The sequence below is a fragment of the Microbacterium sp. SS28 genome (assembly GCF_022761035.1).
GTDB lineage: Bacteria > Actinomycetota > Actinomycetes > Actinomycetales > Microbacteriaceae > Microbacterium.
This window is the reverse complement of the sequence record NZ_JAKWJP010000001.1, coordinates 387,180-412,220: the sequence shown is the minus strand read 5'-3', so window position 1 is coordinate 412,220 and position 25,041 is coordinate 387,180. Positions and strand designations below refer to the sequence as shown.

19 protein-coding genes and 1 tRNA gene are annotated in these 25,041 nt (G+C 67.3%); 14 read left to right on the top strand and 6 right to left on the bottom strand.

Annotated elements, in window-relative coordinates; all coding sequences use genetic code 11:
• The first annotated feature begins 130 nt into the window (after nt 1-130).
• Nucleotides 131-805 (top strand): TetR/AcrR family transcriptional regulator, encoded by a 675-nt coding sequence (locus MJ607_RS01850; RefSeq protein WP_243073845.1) that lies wholly within the window; start codon nt 131-133, stop codon nt 803-805.
• On the opposite strand, the gene serC is transcribed toward MJ607_RS01850, so the two are convergent.
• Nucleotides 781-1,896: a phosphoserine transaminase gene (gene serC / locus MJ607_RS01845; RefSeq protein ID WP_243073844.1), complete on the bottom strand. Its 1,116-nt coding sequence runs from the start codon at nt 1,894-1,896 to the stop codon at nt 781-783. The genes MJ607_RS01850 and serC overlap by 25 nt on opposite strands.
• A 109-nt stretch (nt 1,897-2,005) precedes the next feature.
• Between serC and MJ607_RS01840 the strand changes: the two genes are divergently transcribed.
• Both MJ607_RS01840 and MJ607_RS01835 read left to right on the top strand, forming a co-directional pair.
• Nucleotides 2,006-2,707 (top strand): metal-dependent transcriptional regulator, encoded by a 702-nt coding sequence (locus MJ607_RS01840; RefSeq protein ID WP_243073843.1) that lies wholly within the window; start codon nt 2,006-2,008, stop codon nt 2,705-2,707.
• Between the two features lie 204 nt (nt 2,708-2,911).
• On the top strand, nt 2,912-3,808 hold the full coding sequence (locus MJ607_RS01835; protein ID WP_243073842.1) for a M23 family metallopeptidase: 897 nt from the start codon (nt 2,912-2,914) through the stop codon (nt 3,806-3,808).
• Nucleotides 3,809-3,867: 59 nt separating this feature from the next.
• On the opposite strand, the gene MJ607_RS01830 is transcribed toward MJ607_RS01835, so the two are convergent.
• Complete coding sequence (locus tag MJ607_RS01830) at nt 3,868-4,005, bottom strand: hypothetical protein (protein WP_243073841.1); 138 nt, start codon at nt 4,003-4,005, stop codon at nt 3,868-3,870.
• Between the two features lie 144 nt (nt 4,006-4,149).
• On the opposite strand from MJ607_RS01830, the gene MJ607_RS01825 reads away from it, so the two are divergent.
• Nucleotides 4,150-4,647 (top strand): HNH endonuclease, encoded by a 498-nt coding sequence (locus MJ607_RS01825; protein WP_243073840.1) that lies wholly within the window; start codon nt 4,150-4,152, stop codon nt 4,645-4,647.
• Nucleotides 4,648-4,766: 119 nt separating this feature from the next.
• Here the strand turns inward: MJ607_RS01825 and MJ607_RS01820 are convergent, their stop codons facing one another.
• Entirely contained in the window at nt 4,767-5,279 is a 513-nt protein-coding gene (locus tag MJ607_RS01820; protein ID WP_243073839.1) for a MarR family winged helix-turn-helix transcriptional regulator, read from the bottom strand.
• A 49-nt stretch (nt 5,280-5,328) separates the two neighbouring features.
• Here MJ607_RS01820 and MJ607_RS01815 point away from each other — a divergent pair, with 49 nt between their 5' ends.
• The 5 genes from MJ607_RS01815 (at nt 5,329) to MJ607_RS01795 (ending at nt 12,994) form a co-directional block, all read left to right on the top strand.
• Nucleotides 5,329-6,393 (top strand): EamA family transporter, encoded by a 1,065-nt coding sequence (locus tag MJ607_RS01815; protein ID WP_243073838.1) that lies wholly within the window; start codon nt 5,329-5,331, stop codon nt 6,391-6,393.
• A gap of 12 nt (nt 6,394-6,405) precedes the next feature.
• Nucleotides 6,406-6,966 carry an isochorismatase family protein gene (locus MJ607_RS01810; protein ID WP_243073837.1) on the top strand — a complete coding sequence of 187 codons (561 nt, stop codon included), beginning with the start codon at nt 6,406-6,408 and terminating at the stop codon, nt 6,964-6,966.
• Between the two features lie 87 nt (nt 6,967-7,053).
• The gene (locus tag MJ607_RS01805) at nt 7,054-7,947 is read left to right on the top strand and encodes a hypothetical protein (RefSeq protein ID WP_243073836.1); all 894 of its coding nucleotides are present in this window, start codon (nt 7,054-7,056) and stop codon (nt 7,945-7,947) included.
• Between the two features lies 1 nt (nt 7,948).
• Entirely contained in the window at nt 7,949-9,511 is a 1,563-nt protein-coding gene (locus MJ607_RS01800) for a DNA polymerase Y family protein (RefSeq protein WP_243073835.1), read from the top strand.
• Between the two features lie 12 nt (nt 9,512-9,523).
• Entirely contained in the window at nt 9,524-12,994 is a 3,471-nt protein-coding gene (locus MJ607_RS01795) for an error-prone DNA polymerase (protein WP_243073834.1), read from the top strand.
• 18 nt (nt 12,995-13,012) lie between these two features.
• Here MJ607_RS01795 and MJ607_RS01790 read toward each other — a convergent pair whose 3' ends face one another.
• On the bottom strand, nt 13,013-13,405 hold the full coding sequence (locus MJ607_RS01790) for a hypothetical protein (RefSeq protein ID WP_243073833.1): 393 nt from the start codon (nt 13,403-13,405) through the stop codon (nt 13,013-13,015).
• Nucleotides 13,406-13,522: 117 nt separating this feature from the next.
• Between MJ607_RS01790 and MJ607_RS01785 the strand changes: the two genes are divergently transcribed.
• Together MJ607_RS01785 and MJ607_RS01780 are read left to right on the top strand one after the other, a co-directional pair.
• Nucleotides 13,523-14,482, top strand: a complete 960-nt coding sequence (locus MJ607_RS01785) for an NAD(P)-dependent alcohol dehydrogenase (protein ID WP_243073832.1) — start codon at nt 13,523-13,525, stop codon at nt 14,480-14,482.
• 52 nt (nt 14,483-14,534) lie between these two features.
• A tRNA-Arg gene (locus tag MJ607_RS01780) sits at nt 14,535-14,606 on the top strand.
• Nucleotides 14,607-14,817: 211 nt separating this feature from the next.
• Here MJ607_RS01780 and MJ607_RS01775 read toward each other — a convergent pair.
• The gene (locus MJ607_RS01775; protein WP_243073831.1) at nt 14,818-15,954 is read right to left on the bottom strand and encodes a site-specific integrase; all 1,137 of its coding nucleotides are present in this window, start codon (nt 15,952-15,954) and stop codon (nt 14,818-14,820) included.
• Nucleotides 15,955-16,317: 363 nt separating this feature from the next.
• Between MJ607_RS01775 and MJ607_RS01770 the strand changes: the two genes are divergently transcribed.
• Nucleotides 16,318-17,409 (top strand): YDG/SRA domain-containing protein, encoded by a 1,092-nt coding sequence (locus MJ607_RS01770; protein WP_243073830.1) that lies wholly within the window; start codon nt 16,318-16,320, stop codon nt 17,407-17,409.
• On the opposite strand, the gene MJ607_RS01765 is transcribed toward MJ607_RS01770, so the two are convergent.
• Nucleotides 17,395-17,811, bottom strand: a complete 417-nt coding sequence (locus MJ607_RS01765; protein ID WP_243073829.1) for a (deoxy)nucleoside triphosphate pyrophosphohydrolase — start codon at nt 17,809-17,811, stop codon at nt 17,395-17,397. The genes MJ607_RS01770 and MJ607_RS01765 overlap by 15 nt on opposite strands.
• A gap of 628 nt (nt 17,812-18,439) precedes the next feature.
• On the opposite strand from MJ607_RS01765, the gene MJ607_RS01760 reads away from it, so the two are divergent.
• Entirely contained in the window at nt 18,440-21,811 is a 3,372-nt protein-coding gene (locus tag MJ607_RS01760) for a helicase-related protein (protein WP_243073828.1), read from the top strand.
• Complete coding sequence (locus MJ607_RS01755; RefSeq protein WP_243073827.1) at nt 21,808-25,026, top strand: Eco57I restriction-modification methylase domain-containing protein; 3,219 nt, start codon at nt 21,808-21,810, stop codon at nt 25,024-25,026. Before MJ607_RS01760 ends, MJ607_RS01755 begins: the two co-directional genes overlap by 4 nt.
• Nucleotides 25,027-25,041: the final 15 nt, after the last annotated feature.

Here is a 25,041-nt window from a genome sequence, read left to right as displayed (position 1 = left end):
CTGGAACAACTTACAATCAAGTAAGTAACTTTTGCAACTACTCTGTGGGAACGCCCGGACAGGCCGTGCGTAGACTCACAGGCGGCTGCGGAAACGCACCCGAGACGCCGAGAAGAAGGAGCGCCGAGCGATGACCGCACAGCGTCGGCAACCGCGCTCGCGGCCCGAGACCCTCGCCCGCAGACGCGAGATCCTGGACGCCGCCGTCGAGATCTTCGGCAGCAAGGGATTCACGGGCGGCACGCTCCAGGAGATCGCCGACCAGGTCGGGATGACCCACGCCGGGATCCTGCATCACTTCGGGTCGAAGCACGAACTGCTGCTCGAGGTTCTCCAGCACCGCGACGACACCGACGTCGCCGACCTCGAAGAGCAGCACATCCCCGATGGGATGCCGCTCTTCCGCCACCTCGTGCGCACGGCGTTCGTCAACGCGCACCGGGCCGGAATCGTGCAGACGTTCGTCGTGCTGTCGGCCGAATCCGTGACCCACGACCACCCCGGCCGGGAGTTCTTCGAGAAGCGCTACCGGACGCTCCGGTCGGAGGTCGCGCATGCATTCGCGGTCGTGTGCGCCGAGCGCGGCGTCACGGCGCCCGAGACCATCGCGTTCGCGTCGGCGAGCATCCTCGCCGTCATGGACGGCCTGCAGGTGCAGTGGCTGCTCGAGCCGGACGCCGTGGATCTCGCGCGGGCGACGGAGTTCGCGATCGAGGCGATCGTGACGGCGGTGCTGACGCCGACCCCGTCACCGCTGCGGGACGGGGCCGACGTCGAGGCTCAGCCCAGTCGCTCGACCGTGTAGTCGATGCTCCGGATGAGCTGGCGCACGTCGTCGGGGTCGATCGAGACGAACGTCGCGACGCGCAGCTGGTTGCGGCCGAGCTTGCGGTAGGGCTCGGTGTCGACGATCCCGTTGGCGCGCAGGCTCTTCGCGACGGCGGCGGCGTCGATCGACTCGTCGAAGTCGATCGTCACGACGACGGGAGAGCGGTCGGCGGCGTTCGCGACGAACGGCGTCGCGAAAGCGGATGCCTCGGCCCAGTCGTAGAGCGCCTGCGACGACTCGTGCGTGCGGGCGTCGGCCCACTGCAGTCCGCCGTTGCCGTTGATCCACTCGAGCTGCGAGTCGAGCAGGATGAGCGTCGCGATCGCGGGGGTGTTGAGCGTCTGGTTGAGGCGCGAGTTGTCCACCGCGTTCTTGAGGCTGAGGAACTCGGGGATGTACCGGCCGGACGCGGCGATGCGCTCGATCCGCTCGATCGCGGCGGGCGAGACGGCCGCGAACCACAGTCCGCCGTCCGATCCGAGGTTCTTCTGCGGGGCGAAGTAGTACACATCGGTCTGCGAGACCGAGAAGTCGATGCCGCCCGCGGCGCTCGTCGCGTCGATGACGGTGAGGGCGCCCGCATCCGCGGAGACGCGCGCGATCGATGCGGCGACGCCCGTCGACGTCTCGTTGTGCGGCCACGCGTAGACGTCCACGCCCTCGACGGCCTCCGCCGTCGTGCTCGTGCCGGCGTCGACCTGGCGGACATCGGGGGCTTCGAGCCACGGCGCCTTCGCGGCGGACGCGAACTTGCCGCCGAACTCGCCGAAGACGAGGTTCTGGCTGCGCTTCTCGATGAGACCGAAGGCCGCGGCATCCCAGAACGCCGTCGACCCGCCGTTGCCGAGGATGATCTCGTAGCCGTTCGGGAGGCGCAGGAGGTCGGCGAGACCCGCGCGGACGCGTCCGACGAGCTCCTTCACAGGCGCCTGACGGTGCGACGTGCCGAGGAGCGCCGACGCGGGGCCCGCGAGCGTCTCGAGCTGGGCCGGGCGGACCTTCGACGGGCCGCACCCGAATCGTCCGTCGGCGGGCAGGATCTCACGGGGCAGCAGGACGTGCGACATGCCTCTGATTCTAGGTCGCACGCTCCAGGGCGCCGATCCGTATGACAGCCTCGGTGCCGGGCCGGATTGGTAGGCTGGGGAGCCTGCCCATGCGCTTCGAGGATGCCGAATGACCGACTTGATCGATACCACTGAGATGTATCTGCGCACGATCCTCGAGCTCGAGGAGGAGGGCATCATCCCTCTGCGCGCGCGCATCTCGGAACGCCTCGGCCACTCCGGACCGACGGTCTCGCAGACCGTGGGCCGCATGGAGCGCGACGGGCTCGTCGTCGTGTCCGACGACCGCCGGCTCGAGCTCACCGACGCGGGACGCGGCAAGGCCGTCGACGTCATGCGCAAGCACCGGCTCGCCGAGCGCCTGCTCTCCGACGTCATCGGGCTCGACTGGGCCTACGTGCACGAAGAGGCGTGCCGCTGGGAGCACGTCATGAGCGAGCAGGTCGAGCGTCGCCTCGTGGAGCTGCTGGGGCATCCCACCGAGTCGCCCTACGGCAACCCGATCCCCGGTCTCGACCAGCTCGGCGACATCCCGGCGAAGACCTTCGATCAGGGTGTCGTCGGCCTCGTCCGCCACCTGAACGAGACGGGCGCGCCGGTCGCGGGCACCGTGCGACGGCTCGCCGAGCCCGTGCAGGTCGACCCCGAGCTGCTGCAGCAGCTCAAGGCCGCCGGTGTCGTCCCGGGGGCGAAGGGCGGATTCCGTTACAGCGAGGGCTACGTCCTGGTCGAGATGGACGGCACCGACGAAGCGCTCGAGCTGCCGGTCGAGGTCGCGGCGCACATCTTCCTCGTCGACGAACGGGTCTGACGCGGCGCCATAAGTTGCTCAATGTGACTTATTCGTTATCTTCGGGTAGCCTCGAAGAGTCCACCAGGCGAGAAGCCCGCCGACGGACCCCGTACAGATTGCCTCCCCGGTTCGTCGTCTGCGCGGTGAAGCCTGCATCAAGTGCCCCGAACACCCAGTGCTGACGAGCCAGGCGCCACCGGCGCAGAGGCGCCGGAGGACAGTTTGGCTGAACAGATCGAGACACCGGACGACGACTCGTTGCAGGCGCACCCGACGGGTGTCGCGACGCGCTCCCGTGTGCGCGGCCTCGCGGCACGACGGGCCAAGCCTCGGCGCCCCGCCCGGGTGACCTCCGCCTCGGCGTCTCCGCGTCGAGGGTCTCGACCGCTGCGCAGTCTCGTCATCCTCACGATGGTCGGCGGACTCGTCGCGACCGTCGCCCTTCCGGCCTACGGCGCGTGGCGTGCGCCCGCCGAAGCCGCTGTGACCCTGCAGCAGGTCGCCGCCGACGACGCGCAGTCGCTCGTCGTGGCCTCAGACGCGACGTCAGAAGAGCTCGACCGCGGCGGCTACGCCGCGACGACGCCCGAAGAGATCGCGAAGAAGAAGGCCGAAGAGGCCGCGGCCGCTCGCGCCCGCCAGCTCGCCTCGGCCAAGGCCGCGTCATCCGGCTCCGTCTACAGCATGAATCTGTCGATGACGGCTCCCGGATCCGGCGAAGTGCGCTGGCCCGTCACGAACTTCACGTACAGCTCGATCAACCTGTTCCGCCCGCCGAACCGCCCGAACCACAACGGGTTCGACATGCTCGCCCCTGCCGGCACGCCCATCTTCGCGGCCGCCGCGGGTGTCGTGCGCATCTCGCAGGAGAGCTACAGCGGGTACGGCGTCGCCGTCACGATCGACTCGGTCGTCGGCGGCCAGCAGGTCTCGACGCTCTACGGCCACATGACGTACGGCAGCCGCCAGGTCGTCTCGGGCCAGAGCGTCTCGGCCGGCCAGCTCATCGGCGCCGTCGGCAGCACGGGCTCGTCGACCGCGAACCACCTGCACTTCGAAGTGCGCATCAACGGTGCGCTCGCCGACCCGCTGGCGTGGCTGCAGGCCAACGCGGGCTGATCGCCCGTCACCTCGCGGTGTGAGGCGTATCGGCCGTTCGCCGACACGCCACAGGACGTTCACATCTTGCGAACGGCCGCGTGTTCTTCGCGTGCATTAGCCTGAACCTGACGCTTCGAGAAAGCGGAGGGGAACCGATGGACGCCATGCCACGCATCCGAACCATGGATGCGCTCGGCCTGCTCGTCCTTCGGCATCACACGAGCGGATGCCACGGCCTGACCGTGGCGCCAAGGCGCTGTCTGTAAGACAGCGCCTTTTTTCATGCCCTCCGAGTCCTCGAGCCGTCGCGCAAGGCGGAATGACCGAGAAGCCGTCCCGGCCGTTCGAGAGGATGAGGAATGCGCACTCTGGTGCTGAACGCGGGCTATGAGCCGCTCGCGATCGTGTCGTTCAAACGGGCCATCGTGCTCGTCATGAACGAGAAGGCCACCGTCATCGAACACATCGACGGTGAGCCCGTCTGGGGCACGAGACAGGCGTACGACAGACCCGCGGTCATCATCCTGACGCGCTACGTGCGCGTGCCGGGCGGGCGCCACATCCCCGTGACGCGCCGCGGAGTGCTGCGCCGCGACAGCCACCGCTGCGGCTACTGCGGAAAGGCGGCCTCGACGATCGACCACATCCAGCCCCGCTCGCGCGGTGGAGGGGACTCGTGGGAGAACCTCGTGGCGTGCTGCCTGCGCTGCAACAACGTCAAGGGCGATCGCACGCCGCAGGAGATGGGGTGGGAGCTGCAGTTCGCTCCGCGCCCGCCGCGCGGCGCGCAGTGGACGGTGCGCGGCACGGATCGCACGGACCCCCGCTGGGAGCCGTACCTCGAGCTCGCCGCGTAGCGCCGAGTTCGCGGTGCCGGGCCGGTGCTCGGACTGACGCGGATCCGCGGCTCGCTGCGATGTCGTCGCGCCTTCGGTGACGCGGATCCGCGGCATCCGTCGCTGTTCTCGGCGTGTCATCAGCGGGCCGGCGGGCGCTCGTCGAGGATCGCGAGCCAGCGTGTGAGGATCGGCTCCAAGGCGGCGACGTCGTCCGGGCCGAGCGAGTCGAGCAGACGATGCTCGTTGGCGATGTGTGCCGTGAACGCGGTGTCGATGAGCGTCTTGCCGGCGGGGGTGAGGCGGACGAGACGTCTGCGGGCATCGGATGCTTCGGCCCGCCGTTCGACGAGACCGCGGGCGATCAGCCGGTCGACGCGCTTGGTGAGTCCGCCCGTGGTAACGAGGGTGTGGTCGGCGAGCTCGCCCGCGAGTCGCTCGTAGGGCTCGCCCGCGCGGCGCAGGGTGGCGAGGACGTCGAAGTCTCCCTCGCTGAGTCCGTGCGCGGCGTAGACATCGGTGAGACGCGAGGTGAGTTCGAGCGCGACGCGATGGAGGCGGCCGATGACGCCCTGTGGCGACACATCGAGGTCGGGTCGCTCGCGGCGCCACGCGGCCTGCAGCTGCGCGATGCGGTCTTCGTCCTGCGTCATGGATCGATCATAGGTGCAGATATCTTCCCAGTAAGATAAAGTATCTTCCGTGGAAGAGAATCGATGGCGTGCCGTGCTCATCACCGTGATCGCGCCCATCGCGTGGGGGAGCACCTACGTCGTGACGCGGCACCTGCTCCCGCCCGACGCGCCGCTGTGGGGTGGAGTGCTGCGCGCTCTTCCCGCGGGACTGCTAGTGCTGCTCATCGCGCGCCGCCTGCCGCACGGCGCGTGGTGGTGGCGATCGATCGTGCTCGGCGTGCTCAACGTCGGCGGATTCTTCGTCCTCGTGTACATCGCGGGGCAGCGCCTGCCCTCGAGCCTCGCGGCGACCGTCATGTCGACGTCGGCGGTCTCGATCATGCTCTTCGCATGGCTCCTGATGCGACAGCGTCCGCGACTCGCGGCCGTCGCCGGGGCTGCCGTGGGACTTCTCGGCGTCGGGGTCCTCCTCGGCTTCGATCCGGGCGGGGTCGACGGCTGGGGGGTCGCGGCATCCCTCGGCGCCATGGTGTCGTCCTCGATCGGATTCGTGCTCACCGCCCGCTGGGGCTCCGACGTGCCGGCCCTGCCGATGGCGTCGTGGCAGCTGCTTGCGGGATCGCTTGTGCTGCTGCCCGTCGCGCTGCTCGTCGAGGGCGCGCCTCCCGCTCCCTCGCCGTCGAGCACTACCGGTTTCGCGTACGTCGCGATCGTGGGCACGGCGGTCGCGTACGTCGCGTGGTTCACGGGGCTGCGGCGGCTGCCCGCCGAGACGGTGGGAGTCGTGGGGCTGCTCAATCCCGTCACGGGAGTCGTGCTCGGCGTCGCGATCGCGGGCGAGGCCTTCGGCGTCGTGCAGGCAGTGGGCGTCGCGCTCGTGCTCGCCGGGGTGGCCGCGGGCGCCGTCGCACCGCGTCGCGCTGGCGTCGGGCGGCGTGCCGTCGCGCGGCGGGGTGCCGTCGGGACGCGCGGTGCCCACGAGCGGCGAGGTGTTCACGCTCGGGCGGGCAGAACGGCAGTCGCGCGACGATCCGCGGCGGTCGAGGCCTGGCCCACGCGCCCCGAGGCTCGCGGCACCGCGTCAGCGGTGCCGGGAGGGGGCGTGGGGACCTTCCGCGCTTCCGCCCTGTGATGTGATGGACGGATGACCCGAGCCCTCATCGTCATCGACATGCAGCGCGGCTTCGACGACCTCGCCTTCTGGGGTCAGACCGCCAATCCCGAGTGCGAGGCGAACGTCGCCGCGCTCATCGCGGAGTGGTCGGCGGCGGGTGAGCCGATCGTCGTCGTGCGGCACGACTCCGCGTTGCCCGGCTCGCCGCTGCATCCCGATGCGCCCGGCAACGCCCTCGTCGACGCGGTCGCGGCAGCCTCGGCGTCGCTCGTCGTCGCGAAGAACGTCAACTCCGCGTTCTACGGCGACCCCAATCTGCACGCGTGGCTGAGCGAACAGGGGATCGGCGAGCTCGTGATCTGCGGCATCCAGACCAACATGTGCGTCGAGACGACGGCGCGCATGGCGGGCAATCTCGGCTACGACACGACTGTCGTGCTCGATGCGACGCGCACGTTCGATCTCGTCGCGGAGGTCGCGGGCCTCGGCACCGTGACCCGCACGGCCTCCGAGCTCATGGCGGGCGCGGCGCTCGTCCTGCAGGGCGGCGGGTTCGCGCGCATCGCGACGACGGCGGAGGTCATCGGCTGAGTTCCGCTCCACCCTGCGATGTCGGAGGGTGGAGATAAGTTCGATCCCATCATTGAACGAATAGAACATGTGTTCTATTCTGTGGAGGTGAGGGCGATCGTGCGGAACGAGGCGCTCCGGCAGGAGCAGGGTGGCGAGGTGTCGCGCCTGCGCGCTCAGCTCGAGCGCGTGCAGGGCCGGCGGCTCGATGCGCCTGTGCTGCCCACGCACCCGGCTTTCGCGTCGCTGCTGCCCGGCGGCGGGCTGCGCGCGGGGTCTGCCTACGCCCTCAAGCGGTCGGCGTCGCTCCTGCTCGCTCTGATGTCTCGTCCATCGCAGGACGGGTCGTGGTGCGCCGCGATCGGCATGCCCGAGCTCGGCGCCGAGGCCGCCGAGTCGCTCGGCGTCGATCTGAGCAGACTCGTGCTCGTGCCCGATCCCGGGCCGCGATGGCTCGCGGTCGTGGCGACGATCGCCGAGGTTGCGCCCGTCGTGGCGGTGCGTCCGCCGGGTCGAGCCGCCGACGCCGAAGTCTCACGGCTCGCGGCGCGGCTGCGCGACCGCGGGACGGTGCTGCTCGTGCAGGGGCCGTGGCCACAGGCCGAGGCGATGCTCGAGGTGAGCGACCCCGAATGGAGCGGGCTCGGCAACGGACACGGCTATCTCGAGAGCCGTGCCGTGACGGTCACGTCGTCGAGCAGACGATGGCCGAGAGAACGACGGGAGCGGATGCTGCTGCCCGGGCCGCATGGCGAGGTGGCGCTCGTCCTGCCCTCGGTCGTGGCTCTCCCTGCCGCCGATTCCCAACCCCCGGTCGTTGAGCGCCCTCCGGCAAGCTCAGGAATCGCGGTTCTACGAGACGAAACGCCCGAGCCCTCCGCGCAGCCGCGGGAGCCGCGCTCTGTCACTCCGGTCCGGGACGTCGTGCCCGCTCCCGCGGCGCAGGAGGAGTTCGACGAGCGTCTGCGCCGGGCGATGCGCGTGCTCGAGGCGGTGGGCTGACATGCGTGCCGACGCGCCTGTGCGCAGCCTCGTCCTGTGGTTCCCGGACTGGCCGGTCACGGCCCTCGCCCGCGAAGGCGCCGTCGACCCGTCCGCGCCGGTCGCCGTGTTCGAGCGGAACGAGGTCGTCGCATGCTCCGCGGCGGCGCGCGCGAACGGCGTCCGCCGCGGGCAGCGCCGCCGCGATGCGCAGGCGCGGTGCCCGGGGCTCGCGGTGATCGCAGCCGATGCGATGCGCGATCACCGCGTCTTCTCGCCCGTCGTCGCGCGCATCGAGGAGCGCGCGCCGGGCATCCAGATCGTGCGCGCGGGACTGTGCGCGATCAAGGCGCGAGGCCCCGCCCGCTACTACGGCGGCGAGGTCGAGGCGGCCTGTGTGCTGCTCGAGTCGCTCAGCGAGTTCGGCATCGAGACGGCGCGCGCCGGCGTGGCCGACGGTCCGTTCACCGCCGAGCAGGCGGCGCGCGCGGGGACGCGCCCCGACGATCCGGTGTGCGTCGTGCCGACGGGCGAGGCGGCGGGCTTCCTCGCGCCGCTGCCGATCGGCCTGCTCGACGACGTCTCGCTCGGCGGTGGGGCGGAATTCGCGGGGCTCCTCGCGCGACTGGGCGTGCAGACGCTGGGGGAGTTCGCCGCGCTCGATCCCGAGCGCGTGCACGAGCGATTCGCCGAGCGCGGCATGCGCCTGCACGCGCTGGCCTCAGGGCGCGACCCGCGCGCCGTCGATCCGCGCACGCCGCCGCCCGAGCTGCAGCGCGAGGTCGCGTTCGAGCCGCCGCTCGAAATCGCCGATCAGGTCGCGTTCGGCATGCGACTGGCCGCCGACGACTTCATCGCGGGGCTCGGAGCGATCGACCTCGTCTGCACCGAGCTGCGCGTCGAGCTCACGGGTGACCGCGGTGAGCGCAGCGAGCGGGTGTGGCTGCATCCCGGCTCGTTCGACGCGGCGGCGGTCGTCGACCGCGTGCGGTGGCAGCTGGGCGAAGACGCCGAGGGCCTGCGCAGCGGGGTCTCGCACGTGCGGATCTCTCCCGAGGCGGTGGATGCGGCATCCCATCATGCGCCCGCGATCTTCGGCGCCGGTCCCGAAGAGCGCGTACACCACGCCCTCTCGCGTGTGCAGGCGATGCTCGGGCATCGCGGCGTCCTGACGCCCGCCGTCGGCGGAGGGCGATGGCTCGCCGAGCGGCAGGTGCTCGTGCCGTGGGGCGATCGCGCCGTGCTCGCGAAGGAACGCGCGCGGCCGTGGCCGGGGAGCCTGCCCGACCCGCTGCCCGCGTCGGTGTTCGCCGAGCCTCCGCGGGTCGAGGTGACCTCGAGCGTCGGCGGCCTCGTCGCGGTCGACGAGCGTGGGCGAGTCACAGCGCACCCCGCCGTCCTCACCGAGGGCGGTCGTCGCCGCGCGATCGCGCAGTGGGCGGGGCCGTGGCCCATCAGCGAGAGGGGATGGGATGCCGCGCGCGCCCGTCGCTCACACCGATTCCAGGTCGTCGACGCCGACGATGTCGCGTGGCTGCTCGTCTGCGAGGCCGGCCGCTGGAGCGCGGAGGCCCGCTATGACTAGGCGAGGCGCCTGATGGGCTTCGACAATCCCTCCGTGCCGTGGTCCGAGATGGAGCGGCTGCTCAGCGACCGCCGCCGTCCCGACCACGTCCCCGCCGGAGCAGACGGCGGCGACAGCCCCGCGTGGTCGCGCAAGCGGGGCAAGTACGTCGCACCCGAGATCGTGCGTCCGACCGACGCCGTGCCCTACGCCGAGCTTCACGTGCATTCGACCTACTCCTTCCTCGACGGCGCATCCTCGCCCGAAGAGCTCGCCGAAGAGGCCGAGCGGCTCGGCCTGCACGCGCTCGCGATCACTGATCATGACGGCTTCTACGGCATCGTGCGCCTGGCCGAAGCCGCCGAATCGCTCCAGGTCAAGACGGTGTTCGGCGCAGAGCTCTCGCTCGAGCTGCCCGAGCCGCAGAACGGTGAGCCCGATCCCGTCGGCCGGCATCTGCTCGTCCTCGCGCGCGGAGAAGAGGGCTACCACCATCTCGCGGCAGCCCTCACCCACGCGCAGCTGCAGGGAGCTGAGAAGGGCAGGCCGCTCTACGACCTCGATGAGCTCGCGATGCAGGCGGGGGAGCAGTGGGCGGTGCTGACGGGATGCCGCAAGGGCGCCGTGCGGCACGCGCTCGCCTCCGACGGTCCTGCGGCGGCGGCGCGTGAGCTCGACCGGCTCGTCGCCCTGTTCGGACGGGACACCGTCAACGTCGAGCTCATCGACCACGGCAATCCGCTCGACACGCGCCACAACGACGTGCTCGCGGGGCTCGCCGCCGAGCGCGGCCTGCCGCTGCTCGCGACGAACAACGTGCACTACGCCGTTCCCGAGCGCGAGCATCTCGCGGCGGCGATCGCGGCCGTGCGGGCGAACCGCGGGATGGACGAGCTCGACGGCTGGCTTCCCGCGCACGCGGGGGCGCACCTGCGTTCGGGGGCCGAGATGGCGGAGCGCTTCGCGCGGTACCCGGGGGCGGTCGCACGCACCGTGACGCTCGCCGACGAGCTCGCCTTCCCGCTGCGCAAGGCGAAGCCCGCGCTCCCCAAGCAGGAGGTGCCCGACGGCCACACGCCCATGACGTGGCTGCGGCATCTCGTGTGGGAGGCGGTGCCGCGCAAGTACCCAGACCTCACGAAGGAGCAGGGCGAGCGCATCGACCGAGAGCTCGGCGTCATCGAGATGAAGGACTTCCCGGGCTACTTCCTGATCGTCTACGGCATCGTGCAAGAGGCGCGGCGGCGCGGCATCCTGTGCCAGGGTCGCGGGTCTGCGGCCAACAGCGCCGTCTGCTACCTGCTCGACATCACGGCGGTCGACTCGATCGCCTATGACCTGCCGTTCGAGCGCTTCCTGTCGAGCCTGCGCGACGAAGAGCCCGACATCGACGTCGACTTCGACTCGGACCGCCGCGAAGAGATCATCCAGTGGGTCTACGGCACCTACGGACGCGAACGGGCCGCGCAGGTCGCGAACGTCATCCAGTACCGGCCGAAGAACGCCGTGCGCGACATGGCGAAGGCCCTCGGCCATTCGCCGGGGCAGCAGGACGCGTGGTCCAAGCAGGTCGAGCAATGGGGCGCTTCCCTGTCGACCGGGCCGCAGCACGACATCCCGGATCAGGTCATCGAGTACGCGACCGAGCTGCTGAAGGCGCCGAGACATCTCGGCATCCATTCCGGCGGCATGGTGCTGACCGACCGCCCGGTCGGCGAGGTCGTGCCGATCGAGCACGCGCGCATGGAGAACCGCACGATCATCCAGTGGGACAAAGATGACGCCGCCTGGATGGGGCTCGTCAAGTTCGACCTGCTGGGACTCGGGATGCTCGCGGCCCTGCAGTACTGCTTCGACATGGTCCGCGACTCGACGGGGGAGGACTGGGAGCTCGCCACGATCCCGAAGGAAGAGAAGGCCGTCTACGACATGCTGTGCCGTGCCGATTCGATCGGCGTGTTCCAGGTCGAGTCGCGCGCGCAGATGGGACTGCTGCCGAGGCTGCAGCCTCGGCGCTTCTACGACCTCGTCGTGCAGATCGCCCTCATCCGTCCGGGGCCCATCCAGGGCGGCGCCGTGCACCCGTTCGTGCGGCGCAAGCTGGGGCGCGAGCCGATCACGTATGCCCACGAGAAGCTCGAGCCCGTGCTCGAGCGCACGCTCGGCATCCCGGTCTTCCAGGAGCAGCTCATGCAGATGGCCGTCGCCGTCGGCGAGGTGAGCGGCGAGGACGCCGACCAGCTGCGCCGTGCGATGGGTTCGAAGCGCGGGGTGGAGCGCATCGATTCGCTGCGCGAGAAGCTCTATGCGGGGATGGAGAGCAATGGGCTCGTCGGCCAGGAGGCCGACGACATCTACGCCAAGATCCAGGCGTTCGCGAACTTCGGCTTCGCCGAGTCGCACTCGCTGTCGTTCGCGCTGCTCGTCTACGCGAGCTCGTGGATCAAGCTCCACTATCCCGGCGCGTTCCTCGCGGGGCTGCTGCGCGCGCAGCCGATGGGCTTCTACTCGCCCGCGACGCTCACCGCCGACGCGCGCCGGCACGGTGTCGAGGTGCTGCGCCCCGACCTGCTGCTCTCCAACGCCGAGGCGACCCTCGAGCGGGCGGTTCGGGAGGAGATGACGCCTGCGGAGGATGCTGAGTCCTCCGGCGGCCCTCCGAAACGGTCATCTCCTCCCGAAGCGCCCGCACCGGCGCTGGCCGGCCTCGACTCCTGCCTCGCCCGCCACCAGCCGCCCGTCGGCGACTTCGACCGCACCGCCCCCGACGAGTCCGCCGCCCACCGCCGCGACGGCGCCTTCGCCGTGCGGCTCGGTCTCGCGGGGGTCAAGGGCATCGGCTCGGCCGCCGCCGAGCGCATCGTCGCCGAGCGTGAGAGCGGGGGAGCCTTCCGCGACCTGCGGGATCTCGTGCGGCGCACGGGGGTGACCGCAGTACAAGTCGAGTCGCTCGCGACCGCGGGCGCCTTCGACTGCTTCGGCCTCACGCGCCGCGAGGCGATCTGGCTCGCGGGTTCCGCCGCGCAGGACCGCGCCGAATATCTCCCCGACACGCTCGTCGCGGTGCAGCCGCCGCTCTTCCCCGATCCGACGAGCTACGAGCGACTCGCCGCCGACCTGTGGGCGACGGGCGTCTCGACCGACGACCATCCCCTGACCCACTACCGCTCAGGGCTCGACGCCCGCGGGGTTCTCACGTCCCACGAGCTGCACACGCACGAGAGCGGCCGACGCGTCGAGGTCGCGGGACTCGTCACGCACCGGCAGCGGCCGGCGACGGCATCCGGTGTCACGTTCTTGAATCTCGAGGACGAGCACGGACTCGTCAACGTGATCTGCTCGGTAGGGGTCTGGAACCGCTATCGCAGGGTCGTGCGTGATTCACCGGCGCTCATCGTGCGCGGGATGCTGGAGCGCTCGGTCGAGGGCGTCACCAACCTGCTCGCGGACAGCTTCGAAGACCTGCGCGTGGGCGTCGATCATCGATCGCGGGACTTCCGCTGATGGCGCGGGCCCCGCCGGTCAGGAGAGCGTCAGACCTGCGACCTCGAGCCAGAGGAAGGCGGCGACGACGAAGAGCAGACCCGTGTAGACAAGGTCTTCGATCCAGTCGATCAGGGCGGGTTTGCGCTCGAGCATGATCACGGGGTTGTAGTAGACCACCGAGATCACGACCATGAGGACTGAGAAGACGAGGCCGACCCACGCGGCGCCCGGCACTCCCGCGAGCAGCAGCACGATCACGACCGCCACGACGACGTAGAGCCACAGATTCCAGATCAGGAACGCGCGCCACGAGTCGTGCCGCGACGTGCCGGCCTTCGCGCTCGCGCGCCACAGTTCGTAGACGAGCGAGATCGCGAAGCCGACGATCAGCACCCATGCGGACAGCGTCTCGAGCAGAGTCGGATGCACACTAACCCCCAGGTCACGTGAAGCGATGCTTCATCGTGGCGGTCGACAGCGCTGGGTAGTCTGATCGACACGCCGCCGACGGATGCGTCGCCAAGCGGCCTGCTCCACACTGTTCCTGTGAGAGCCGTCGTCTACGACCGATACGGGCCGCCGTCCGGCCTGCGGGTGGAGGACGTCCCGACTCCGACCCCGGGCCCGGGTGAGGTGCTCGTCGAGGTCGTCGCGACCAGCGTGAACCTGAGCGACTGGGAGGGGCTGCACGGCAGTCCCGCATACGCGCGCATCGGCGGGCTCAGCCGCCCGCGTCGGCGGATCCTCGGGTCCGACATCGCGGGGCGCATCGCCGCCGTGGGCGCCGGCGTCTCGGACTTCCGCGTCGGCGACGAGGTCTACGGCGACAATCTCGCCCGGCAGGGCGGCTTCGCGGAGTATGCCGTCGCACCCGTCCATGCGCTCGCCCGTAAGCCGTCCGCGCTCTCCTTCGCAGAGGCATCCACGATCCCGCAGTCCGGCACGATCGCCACACAGGCGGTTGCCCGCGCGAGGGCGGGGGAGCGGATGCTGGTCAACGGCGCCGGCGGAGGCACCGGCATGTTCGCGATCCAGCTGGCCGCGGCATCCGGAATCCACATCACCGCCGTCGACAACGCGGGCAAGCTCGATTTCATGCGCGGACTGGGCGCCGACGAGGTGATCGACTACCGCACGCAGGACTTCACGCGCACCGGGCCCTATGACGTCATCGTCGACCTCGTCGCGCAGCGGTCGGTGTCCGATCTCCGCCGCGCGCTCGCGGTGGGCGGCCGCTACCTCATGGTCGGCGGCACGGTGCGAACGCTGCTGCGCATCGCGACCGTGGGAGCCCTCGCCGGGCTGGCCACGCGGCGGCGCATGGGCATCCTCATGGTGCAACAGGGTCCCTCGCGCTTCGCGGCCGTCGCCGACCGCTGCGTCGCCGGCGACGTGCGTATCCACATCGACCGGCGATTCCCGCTCGAAAAGACCGCCGAGGCCCTCACCCACCACGGCGAGGGCCGCGGCCTCGGCAAGGTGGTCGTCGCGGTTCGCGACGAGTAGGCCTGCGCGTGGCGGGGCGATCGAGGCTGTCGCCGTAGACTGGATGCCGCCAGCCTCTGTAGCTCAATGGAAGAGCAGTTCCGTCCTAAGGAAACGGTTGGGGGTTCGAGTCCCTCCAGGGGCACAGTCTTTTTTAGCTTCTGACCAGGGATTCCTTCTGTGGTCAGACCACTCAAATTGTGCTTTTGGCCGCTTTTTGGCCGCATTTGAGAATGCTATGAGCCCAAATCGAGGCTGATTCGAGTGCCTTCGAGAGGCTTCGTTTGGCGTCTCAAACCGCCGAAATCGAGCACTCCGAGCGGTTCGCGGCCGGACGAAAAACTGAGCAATGTGCTCTACGGTTGGTGCGGACGGGCGTAGCGAGTCTGCGGACCCGCCGGCAACGCCACCAGCCGCATCGCGTCATTCAGTCGCGCCGCGACGGCATCCAGATCGTCGTCGAAAAGATCGGCGTAGGTGTCGAGTGTCATCGCCGCTGACGCGTGTCCCAGCATCCGCTGCACCGCCTTCACGTTGGCGCCGGAGCTGATCGCGAGCGATGCGGCGGTGTGACGGAGGTCGTGCGGCGTAAGCCGGGGAATCGATGGGTCGACTGCCTGAGCGCGCTTCACCGCGTTGGCGAACCAACCCTGGCTGCCGGAGTTACGCATGTGGTTGACGCCGTCGCCGAAGAGCAATCCTTCCGGGCCCTTGCCGGCGCAAGCCTGCTCGATCATCGAAGCGAGACGTTCCGGGTAAGGGACCGAGCGCTTCTCGTGAGTTTTCGGCGTGCCGACGTGAATCTCGTAGGAGATCATGACGGCGTTCTCCTCGATGACGAAGCGTCGACGCAGCCGGTTGACGCTGCGCACTCGCAGTCCCGTGGCCTCGCCCCATCGCAGGCCGGTGTACGCCAGCGTCAGGACCATGGTTGGATGCGCCGAGCACGCCGCCAGTGTCGTGACCTGGTCGTGCGAGAGGTAGACACGACGCTTGCCCGGACCGTTCCGAGGGAGATTGCGGATATGGCGGGCGGGGTTGTTCGTGAGGCGACGATCGTCGATGGCGACATCGAGGATGCCGGCGAGGACTCCCAAGGCGCGAAGAACGACGGTGCGCGACTTCCGAGTTGCGAGTTCTGACACCCAATCCTGCACTTCAGAACGGCGGATCGAGGAGATCTCCCTATGAGCCCAGATCGGAGCGACATGGTTCCTCCAGGCCTGCTCGAGCGTCACGCAGTAGGAGGGCTTCGACATCGGCGGTTGCTTGGACCGCAGCCAACTGTCGGCGAACATCTGGACCGGCACCCGCGACGAGGACGGGTCGATGTACTCGCCCTTCGACTTGGACATTGTGACCATGGAGAGGTACAACTTGGCCTCGCGCATCGTCGTGAAGCCGCGCTTCTGCGCCTCGGTGTGATCCGGCTTTCGGTAGCGCACGCGGTAGCGACGCCCGCTCACCGTTTCGTACGGGGAGATTGTGCCCATCTCGACCTCCGCTCGTGACGGTTGACGCTCAGTCTCCGCCCAGTGTCGGACACGAGTCGAGGGCCGTCAACGCAGCTGGCAGAAGATGTGGATAGATGGCGGAAGACGTCGCCAACTGGCGTTGTGGTGGAGGGCGTCTCCCTCCGAAGCCGAGAGTTTAGCGATCGGTCGTGACTCCGTTCTCACCCGCTCACTCTTTGCAGACTCCGCGCTGGCGCGCTCCGCTTAGCAACCCTTCGCGGGCGCGCACTGCATCGCGCCCGAGCGCTATGGAGGCTGATTGTCGGAGCGGCGGGTCGTGTGTTCGGTCGACCGCATGGTGAGTGCTTCATACCAGGGCCCCGAGACCGATACGCTGCGGCTATGGACCCCACAACTCCGGCGCTGCTGGCGCTGGAGGCCGGTGTAAGCCAGAAGCGGGTGCGGGACATTCTTCGCGATCTCTACGGCACTCTGCCGGCGGACACGACTCGTTGGGTGCTTGACGATCTCCAGGCCGAAGAGGTGCGATCGAGGCTCGCAGCGGTCGATCGTTCACCCGGCGAGTGGGCGCTCGAGGTCGGCGACACGGTGCGCCGCAAGCAGCTCCACCGTCAGTACGGCGGTGGGCAACAGGGAGGGATCTCCTCATCGAGCCGCACCTCCGACATCTTCATCTTCACGAACCCCGCGCGCGGATCGCGCTACGGGTACGACCTTCACGAAGGACTCCAGCCCGACGGGAGTTTCGCGTATACGGGTGAGGGCCAGTCGGGGAATCAAGCGTTCACCCGCGGGAACAAGTCACTCCTGAATGCTGCTGACGAGGGCCGCATGATTCGCGTCTTCAATGCTCAACCTCCGTACGCCACGTACGTCGGAGCCTTCACGACGGGCGATCCCGTCTGCGCTTTCCACGAGATACCGGGCGCCGACGGTCATCAGAGACGCGCCATCATCTTCAACCTCGTGCCGCTCGACGCTAACGCCACGCTGCTCGCTCCCAACCCTGGCCAGCTTCGGCTGCTCAAACCTCAGATTGGGCGGTGGGACCCGCCCGATGCGTCCGACATCAACGTGATCGTCGACGCGACAGAGCTCCCTCCAGGTGATCGTGTCGTCTCGCGTCAGGAGTTCCAACTTCAGGCAGACTTCGGATCGTGGCTCATCGAGCGCGGTACGCCACCTAGCAGGCTGCGGCTCCCAGTCGCCGGAGCGATTATCGAGCCTGACCTATATGTCCAAGACGAGGGGTGGGTGGTTGAGGCGAAGAAGTCCACAGGACGCGAGTACGTCCGCATGGCCATTGGCCAGGTGCTGGACTACACCCACAACGCCCGCACGTTCGACGCCGAGGCGAGGCCGATGATTCTCCTGCCAGGACGGGTGGACGCTGACCTGCAAGAGCTGACGGCGGACCTCGGCATCACAGTCGCTTCGCGCGACGGGGACGGATTCGAGCTAGCTCTGCCCTAGCTGTCCGCTGCCCGCTGCAGCGAACACCATTCGGGCTGCGGGGATGTCGGCCGGAGCCCAGTCGAGTTCCTCGAGCTCGCCGGGCAAACACCAGCGCACTTCGGCGTGCTCCGTCAGCCTCGGGCTGCCCTCGAGCAGCTCGCACCAGAACGTCGTCAGCGTGACCACGCCGAAGTCATACTCGTAGGCTGTTTTTGTCACCTCGTCGCCCACGTCGACAGCGCACTCGAGTTCCTCGGCGATCTCCCGCTCTAGAGCTGCCCTGGCGGTCTCTCCGGGCTCGATCTTGCCGCCGGGAAACTCCCAGCGCCCAGCGAGACTCCCCAGCGGGCCGCGCTTCGCGCACAGGACGGTGCCGTCTCGCACGATCACGGCACCGACGACGTTGATCTGCTTTCGCACTGCTGCACTCCCTCGAATAGGCGCCGGTCGACCGACTGGTTGCGAGCACTCTTATCCTGGCCGAAGAGAACTGGGTGTCGCGGAGTGAACGGCGGAGACGCGGGCAGGCTGCAGAGAGCGCTCGAGCCCTCGGGTGGCATTTTGCTGTGCCCGCGACGAACGCCTGGCTTGATGCTGACACCGAAGATCAGGAGCGTGTGTGGGGAATCGTCGAGCGTTCACCGATCGCGATAGTCGTCGTGAGCTCCCCGCTCCAACTGCATGCCGCCCAGCCGCGTGGCCGGGAACAGCGGATCGCCGCAGACGGATCCGTCGACGGTGCATTAGCGCCACCCCGTGCGTGCTCGGCTACCTTGGTCCCGACCCGGGAACGAAATCGTTCGCGGGATCTTCACGCGCATTCTTTTGCCATGAAAGGCAGCGATATTGCCGACGCGGACACGGATGACCGCCCGACGTCGGCCGTCGCCGCTACCGTAGGGAGCGCAGCGTCCCTGAGGGTAAACACCTACGGGGACGTTCTCGCCATCCATGATCGCGCACGAGATAGAGCGCATGTCGGTGGCCCGTCCGGACGAGTGGTTCACCGGGCACTTGAGCGCGTAGACCAACTCGCGGAAAGTAGCAAATGAGCAAGATTGTCGACAACGAGGACCTCAGCCTCCGTGACGCGCTCAGCGCGGTATTGCCGCACGCGAACGCGTTCGACGCTTGCGTCGGCTATTTCAACCTTCGTGGATGGCGGCTGCTGCGCGAAGCGATCGGCACAATGCGACGGCCTACTCCCGAGGGTCGGAAGCAGGTGCGACTTCTGGTGGGCATGGCAGTACCGATCGAGGACACCGTCCGGCAGGCCGTTGAGGGCGGGCAGCAGGCTGTGGACATGAGCACTGCCGTTAACCGGGCGGATCAGGCAGTCCTTGGATTCGCTCGACAACTTACATGGGGCGTGCCGTCCAAGGCCGAGGTAGCCGGACTTCGCCAGTTGCAGACTGACCTGGCGGACGGCCTACTCCAGGTGAAGTTCGTGGCTCGTGAGCCGCTGCACGCGAAGCTCTACATCACCCACGAGGCCGCGGGCATGCAAAATCGGCGCGCGATCGTCGGCTCGTCGAACTTCACTGCCGCGGGGCTTGTCAAGCAGGGCGAGCTCAGCCTCGAGGAGACGGACCAGCAGGTCGCGGAGGAGCTCTCCGAATGGTTCGAGGCTCGCTGGGACGACTACTTCTCGGTCGACATCACCCGCGAGCTGGAGCGCGTGCTCGAAGAGTCATTCATTCGACTGGAGCAGCCGAGTCCGTACTACGTCTACCTGCGGCTTGCGTTCGAACTATCTCGCGACGCTCGCGAAGGTGTCACTCTCGACATCCCGCCGGAGGTGAAGAAGGTCCTTCTCCCGCATCAGATCAGCGCCGTCCAGGTGGCCACACGCCTGCTGGAGCGCAAAGGTATTGCCGTAATTGGCGACGTCGTGGGGCTCGGCAAGACGCTCACCGGTACGGCGATCGCGGCGACGGTTGGCGAGAGCGTCCTCGTCATTGCGCCGAAGAACCTCGTGAAGATGTGGGAGGAGCACCTGTACCGCTTCCACATCCCGGGCAAGGTCATCAGCCTCAGCATGGTACATCGCGAGCTGCCTGACCTTCGGCGCTACCGCATCGTCCTCATCGACGAGTCGCACAATCTGCGGAACCGGCTTCGCAAGGCATGGGACGCGATCCACGCCTACGTTGCCGAGAATGACAGCAAGGTTGTCCTCCTCACGGCGACCATGTTCAACGCTCGCCATAAGGACATCGGCGGTCAGCTTGGTTTGAAGCTCGACTGGGATGAGCCGCTTGGTATCCGTCCGGACAAGCACATTGCCGAGCTCGATGCGATTAAGGGTCCCGGCAAGGGCGCGCAGGAAGTTGCGAAGAAGACCGGAGGTCGCCTCGACAGCCTTGCCGCCTTCGATCAGTCAGAGCACAACGAGGACTGGCAGCGTCTCCTCAGCGAGTTCCTCGTCCGCCGCACGCGCAAGTTCTTGGAGGCGACCTACGGGCGGAAGGACGAGCGGACCGGCGAAGTCAACCTTCAGTTCCCAGACGGCACCACATTCCGCTTCCCCAAGCGTGTCGCGGAGGGACTCAAGTACCCTGGCGGCGCCAAGGACCCCAACGACGCGCTCGCGACGGAGGACACCTTCAATGCGGTCGAGAACCTTACCTACGCCCGCTACCAGCTCGGCAGGTATCTGAAGGAAGACATCGTGGGCGAGGACAGGGCCGAGAAGGAGCTCATCGCCGACCTGGAAAAGTCGATCCAGGCGGCGGCAGGTTTCATCCGTACCACGGCGCTCAAGCGCCTAACATCAAGCGCCCACGCATTCATCCTCACCGTAAAGCGCATGATCGCCCGCAATGCAGTGCTCGAACACGCGCTGTCGAAGAACCTGAGGATCCCGCTTGGGAACTTTGCTGATCAGTATTTCGACCTTGATGACGTCGACTACGACGTCGATACAGACGATGAGCTCGCGGATGCCGCATCTGCGGCATGGGGCATCCGGTGGACCGCGCAGCAGTGGCTCGACTACGCCGAGGGCGCCTACAAGGAGCTTTCGGCAAGGAAGCCCGCCGGGATTCGGTGGGCTCGCCCGGAGCTCTTCAAGAAGGATCTGCTCCTCCGTAACATCCGGGAGGACTGCGACATCCTGCAGGATCTCCTCGATTCAAATGGCGTCTGGAGGCCTGAGGACGACTCGAAGCTGAAGGCGCTCGCTGGACTGATCAACGGTCTGCCCGTTGGCGAGAAGGTGCTCGTATTCAGCGAGTACAAGGACACCGTCGACTACATCGCGGAGCACCTGCCCCTGTGGACGAAGCGGTCGATCGCCTCGGCCAGTGGCCAGTCGGGTGACGCGGTGAAGGTGGCCCGACGGTTCGCGCCCAAAGCGAACGACCACCTCGGGGGGCTGCCGACCGGCGAGACCGAGGTGGACGTGCTCGTCACCACCGACGTCCTGAGTGAAGGTCAGAACCTCCAGGACTCGGCAATCGTCGTGAACTGGGACCTGCCGTGGACGATCATCAAGGTGATCCAGCGCGCCGGCCGCGTCGACCGCGTCGGCCAGAGAGCTGACACGATCCGTGTCATCTCCTTCCTGCCGCAGGAAGGGGTCGAGGCGATCATCAAGCTGCGCGAGCGGCTGCAGAAGCGGCTCAAGAACGCCCACCAGATCCTTGGTGGCGGTGAGCAGTTTTTTGAGGATGACGACTTTACAATCGATGTCTCCGGTCTCTTTAATGGCAAGGCGAACCTCAGCGAAGACGAGGGCGAAGTCGACGCCTCGTCGTACGCGCTCGGCATTTGGGACAAAGCCGCACCGCAGGACCGGGAGATCGCCAAGACGCTCGAGGACCTCGTGTACTCGACCAAGGCAATCGACCTCGAAGGGTTGCCGAGTGCGATCACCTACGGACGCACCGACGCCGGCACCGACCTGCTGATTCGGACGACGAGTGCTGAGACGAAGCTGCTCACGCCGATGGAGGCACTCAAGGCGACAGAGAGTGTGTACGCCGAAGCAGCCGCCGAAGCGCTGAGCGATCAGTTCACCCTCATGCAGCGCGCCGCCGACATGATGACGGAGCAAGTGAAGCAGAACACCGTGCTGCTTAACCATGGCCTGCGGAAACAGCTCTACGACTTCCTCAAACGTCAGGTGGATCGGATCGACATCGTCACGATTACTCGCGCGCGCCTCAGCGAGCTCATCGATGCGGTCAACGCCAGCCCGATCCGAGAGACCGCAAAGAAGGATGTCGTCGGCATCCTCCGGGCCGCACGCGTCCTCGGCGACCCGGACGATCTCATCGATCGACTCCTCATGATGAACGACGACAAGGTGCTGCTCGACGTCCGGGACTTTGGCGCTGATCGCGTTCAGGTCGTCACCTCGATGGGGTTCAACCCCGTCGGACCCACAGAGGAGGTCGACCCATGGCGGCAGGGATGACGAAGACGGCGGCGTTGCAGAGGCGCTTCGAGACTGATGGACTGACCGGGGTCTTCGTTTCGGGACTCTTCTGGGACTCGCCAACCGGCACGCTCGGGCCAGTCGAGACCGAGGAGGGGACCTTCCTTCCAAAGATGGCGGCGCAGCTGAAGGGCTTCCGCGTTTATACAGTTCAGTGCGAGACAAAGCCGACGCCGAAGGCTATGAAGGCCGTCCACAACGCGCTGGCCCCGCTCTCTGCGGAGTGCATGGAGCTCTTCCAGGCTCCGGACTCCTGGTGCTGGCACTGGCCCCGGACCACTGCTGCGGGCACCACCACTTTCGAACGGATGGCGACTGCCCCAGGCGTACTCCCCACGTTCATGGCGCAACGCCTAGCCGGGCTGACGTTCACGCAGGAAGATCACCGGAAGGGCTTCCATCTCACCGATGTCCTTGACCGCATTCATGGGCACTTCGACGCTTCGAATGTCACGAAGAAGTTCTACGACCGGTTTGCGTCGGAACATGAGAACCTCGCGAAAGAGATCGCCGGGCTTACTGAGGGCTTTGCGAAGGCGTACTCGACGACCCTGCTCAACCGGCTCATGTTCCTCTACTTCATGCAGAAGAAGGAGTTCCTGAACGGCGACCTCTGGTACCTGGAGCACACCCTGCAAGGCGTGCAGCAGCTCCGAGGGCGCGACCAGTACTACGGCTTCTACCGCGATGCTCTGCTCCCGCTCTTCTTCGAAAAGCTAAATGAGAAGGACACCCCCATCGCGGATCGCGACATCGAGCGCATTCTTGGCAAGGTGCCCTACGTGAATGGCGGGCTCTTCGGTCCGACGCCGATCGAGGAGGAGTTCGGAGGGCAGATCACAATCCCCGACAGTGCATTCGAGCGAATCCTCGGTTTCTTCTCCGACTACACCTGGCACCTCGACACTGCGCCGTCCGCGGGCGATGAAATCAACCCGGATGTCCTCGGCTACATCTTCGAGCAGTTCGTCAACTCGAAGCAGATGGGTGCGTATTACACGAAGGAGGACGTGACCCACTTCATGACCCGGTCGACCCTGCTCCCGGTGATTGTCTCGCACCTGGAGAAGATCGGCGTGCTTGTTTGGGACCTCCTGCCCGCCGACCCCACGCGGTACATCTGGGATTCGCTCCGCCACGGGACTGAGCACCCGATCCCGTCGGAGATCGAGGCCGAGCGTACCTCACACCGACGCCCCTCGTGGCTCGGCGAAGTGGATGGCCAGCACGCCCTGCCTGGCGAGAGTTGGTGGGAGATCGACGCCCGGCGCGACTACCTGGAGGTCACTCGTGATCTGCTGGCGGCCGGCACGGTCACGAGCGTGGATGCCGCGGTCTCGGCGAACATTAATATCGAGGCGCTCGCGGTGGACGCGATCAGGCGAGTCACTGACCCGTCAAAGCTGCGGTCGATTTGGGCAGCGCTGACGGACCTTCACATCATCGACCCGACCTGCGGCTCCGGCGCATTCCTCTTTGCTGCGCTGAACCTGCTCGTGCCGGTCTATTCCGCCTTGCTCGAAACAGTGGATCTCGTGGATCGCGGCGTCGACGCCGGGCTCGATGCGCTCCGGGACGATGTGGACGGTCACAAGGGCGGGCGAGATTACTACCTGCTCAAGCATGCCTGCCTGGCGAACTTGTACGGCGTGGACATCATGCCGGAGGCCGTCGAGGTGGCCCGCCTTCGTCTCTTCCTCAAGCTAGCCTCGGCGATCGCTGACCCGCAGAAGATCGAGCCGCTCCCGGACCTCGATTTCAACATAAAGACTGGCAACATGCTCGTCGGCGCTCGTATCCCCGACGAGATTGACATCGCTAGTGACGGGCTGCTCATCGCCGACGACAACTCCTGGCAGGCCCGCGCGTCGTCGGAGCTAGTCAAGGATGCCTACAGCGCCTTCCGACAGGCACAGGAAGCCGACGATGCGGCTGCTGTCAAAATGCGCCGCGCGCACCTGAAGAGCGTGCTGCAGAAGGCTCGCGCGGAGACGAACCGGCAGTACTACGCCATCGAGAAGCGAAAGAGCAGCTTCGATGACTGGGTTGCGGCAACGCGGCCGTTTCATTGGTTCATCGAGTTCCCGGAAGTTTTCGACCGAGACGGTTTTGACGTGGTGATTGGCAACCCTCCCTACATCCAGAGGAAGAACGTCACCGAGTACTCCTACAAGGGATTCAAGACCGACGCGCTGCCCGACATCTATGCGCCGTGTACCGAGAGGGCATCGCAGATCACGGGTCCAGACGGTCGTATGGCCCTCATCATCCCGATCTCGGCGACATTCAGCGACGACTTTGCAACGCTTCGCGAGTTCCTGGAGGCCCGCTTCGGGCGGATCTGGGTGAGTAACTTCTCGCGCAACCCGGCGGCACTCTTCAGCGCGGGTCTCGGTGTGCGGAGCACCATCCTCGTCGGACACCGTGGCGGCGGTGACAAGGAGCTCTATGTCACCAAGACGCACCGCTGGTACGACGCCTACCGCCCGGCGCTCTTCGAGACGCTGAAGTACGTTGAACTTCCGGCGAAGGTGAGGCTCAAGTTCGGATGGTTGCGCGTGACGAGCGAGGGTTACCTTGAGATTGTGAAGAAGGCAGACGAAGCACCTGGTGCGCTCGGAAGCTTGATTCGCAGTAAGTCGGGTTCGGCGTCGGTCGGATTCAAGCAGGTGCCCCTCTATTGGCTGTCGATCTACCTGCGAGAGCCTCCTGCCTATGAGCGAGACGGCCGTACAGCCGAACAGACTGGCGGTTCGCGAGTCTCCGTGGACGACGATGTGGCCGCTCGGTTATTCCTCGCCGTGGCTGCGTCGAAGTTCGCATTCGTCTGGTGGTACTCGACCGGTGACGACTTCCACCTGACGAACACCGTGCTGGGTAAGATCCCGGTCGATCCGACCCGGTTCAGCGAAGCCGGGAGAGCCCGCCTGTCGGCCGCTGCGGAGCGCCTAGTGGCCGATTTCCCAAACCACATGCTCTTTACCCCGTACGCGGGGAAGTACATGGGGAATTATGTGCTCTCCGAAATGCGCGACATCACGGATGAGATTGACCAGGTGATCGCGGACGAGCTCGGATTCGTCGAGCTCCTCCCGGCCCTTGAGCACGCGTATTCCTGTGTCTATAAGCCGACGGGTGACCGACCGGGAACCCTCCGACACGATCCGTTCGTCGGCACGGTCTCGGCTGGTTGATCACGTCCTCGGTAG

Excerpts from the sequence above, each read along its gene's own strand:
- MJ607_RS01770 (WP_243073830.1), top strand. The coding sequence starts at position 16,318 with ATGGACCCCACAACTCCGGCGCTGCTGGCGCTGGAGGCCGGTGTAAGC.
- serC (WP_243073844.1), bottom strand. The coding sequence starts at position 1,896 with ATGTCGCACGTCCTGCTGCCCCGTGAGATCCTGCCCGCCGACGGACGA.
- MJ607_RS01800 (WP_243073835.1), top strand. The coding sequence starts at position 7,949 with ATGCGTGCCGACGCGCCTGTGCGCAGCCTCGTCCTGTGGTTCCCGGAC.
- MJ607_RS01825 (WP_243073840.1), top strand. The coding sequence starts at position 4,150 with ATGCGCACTCTGGTGCTGAACGCGGGCTATGAGCCGCTCGCGATCGTG.
- MJ607_RS01830 (WP_243073841.1), bottom strand. The coding sequence starts at position 4,005 with ATGCCGAAGGACGAGCAGGCCGAGCGCATCCATGGTTCGGATGCGTGG.
- MJ607_RS01775 (WP_243073831.1), bottom strand. The coding sequence starts at position 15,954 with ATGGGCACAATCTCCCCGTACGAAACGGTGAGCGGGCGTCGCTACCGC.
- MJ607_RS01820 (WP_243073839.1), bottom strand. The coding sequence starts at position 5,279 with ATGACGCAGGACGAAGACCGCATCGCGCAGCTGCAGGCCGCGTGGCGC.
- MJ607_RS01755 (WP_243073827.1), top strand. The coding sequence starts at position 21,808 with ATGACGAAGACGGCGGCGTTGCAGAGGCGCTTCGAGACTGATGGACTG.
- MJ607_RS01850 (WP_243073845.1), top strand. The coding sequence starts at position 131 with ATGACCGCACAGCGTCGGCAACCGCGCTCGCGGCCCGAGACCCTCGCC.
- MJ607_RS01760 (WP_243073828.1), top strand. The coding sequence starts at position 18,440 with ATGAGCAAGATTGTCGACAACGAGGACCTCAGCCTCCGTGACGCGCTC.
- MJ607_RS01810 (WP_243073837.1), top strand. The coding sequence starts at position 6,406 with ATGACCCGAGCCCTCATCGTCATCGACATGCAGCGCGGCTTCGACGAC.
- MJ607_RS01795 (WP_243073834.1), top strand. The coding sequence starts at position 9,524 with ATGGGCTTCGACAATCCCTCCGTGCCGTGGTCCGAGATGGAGCGGCTG.
- MJ607_RS01840 (WP_243073843.1), top strand. The coding sequence starts at position 2,006 with ATGACCGACTTGATCGATACCACTGAGATGTATCTGCGCACGATCCTC.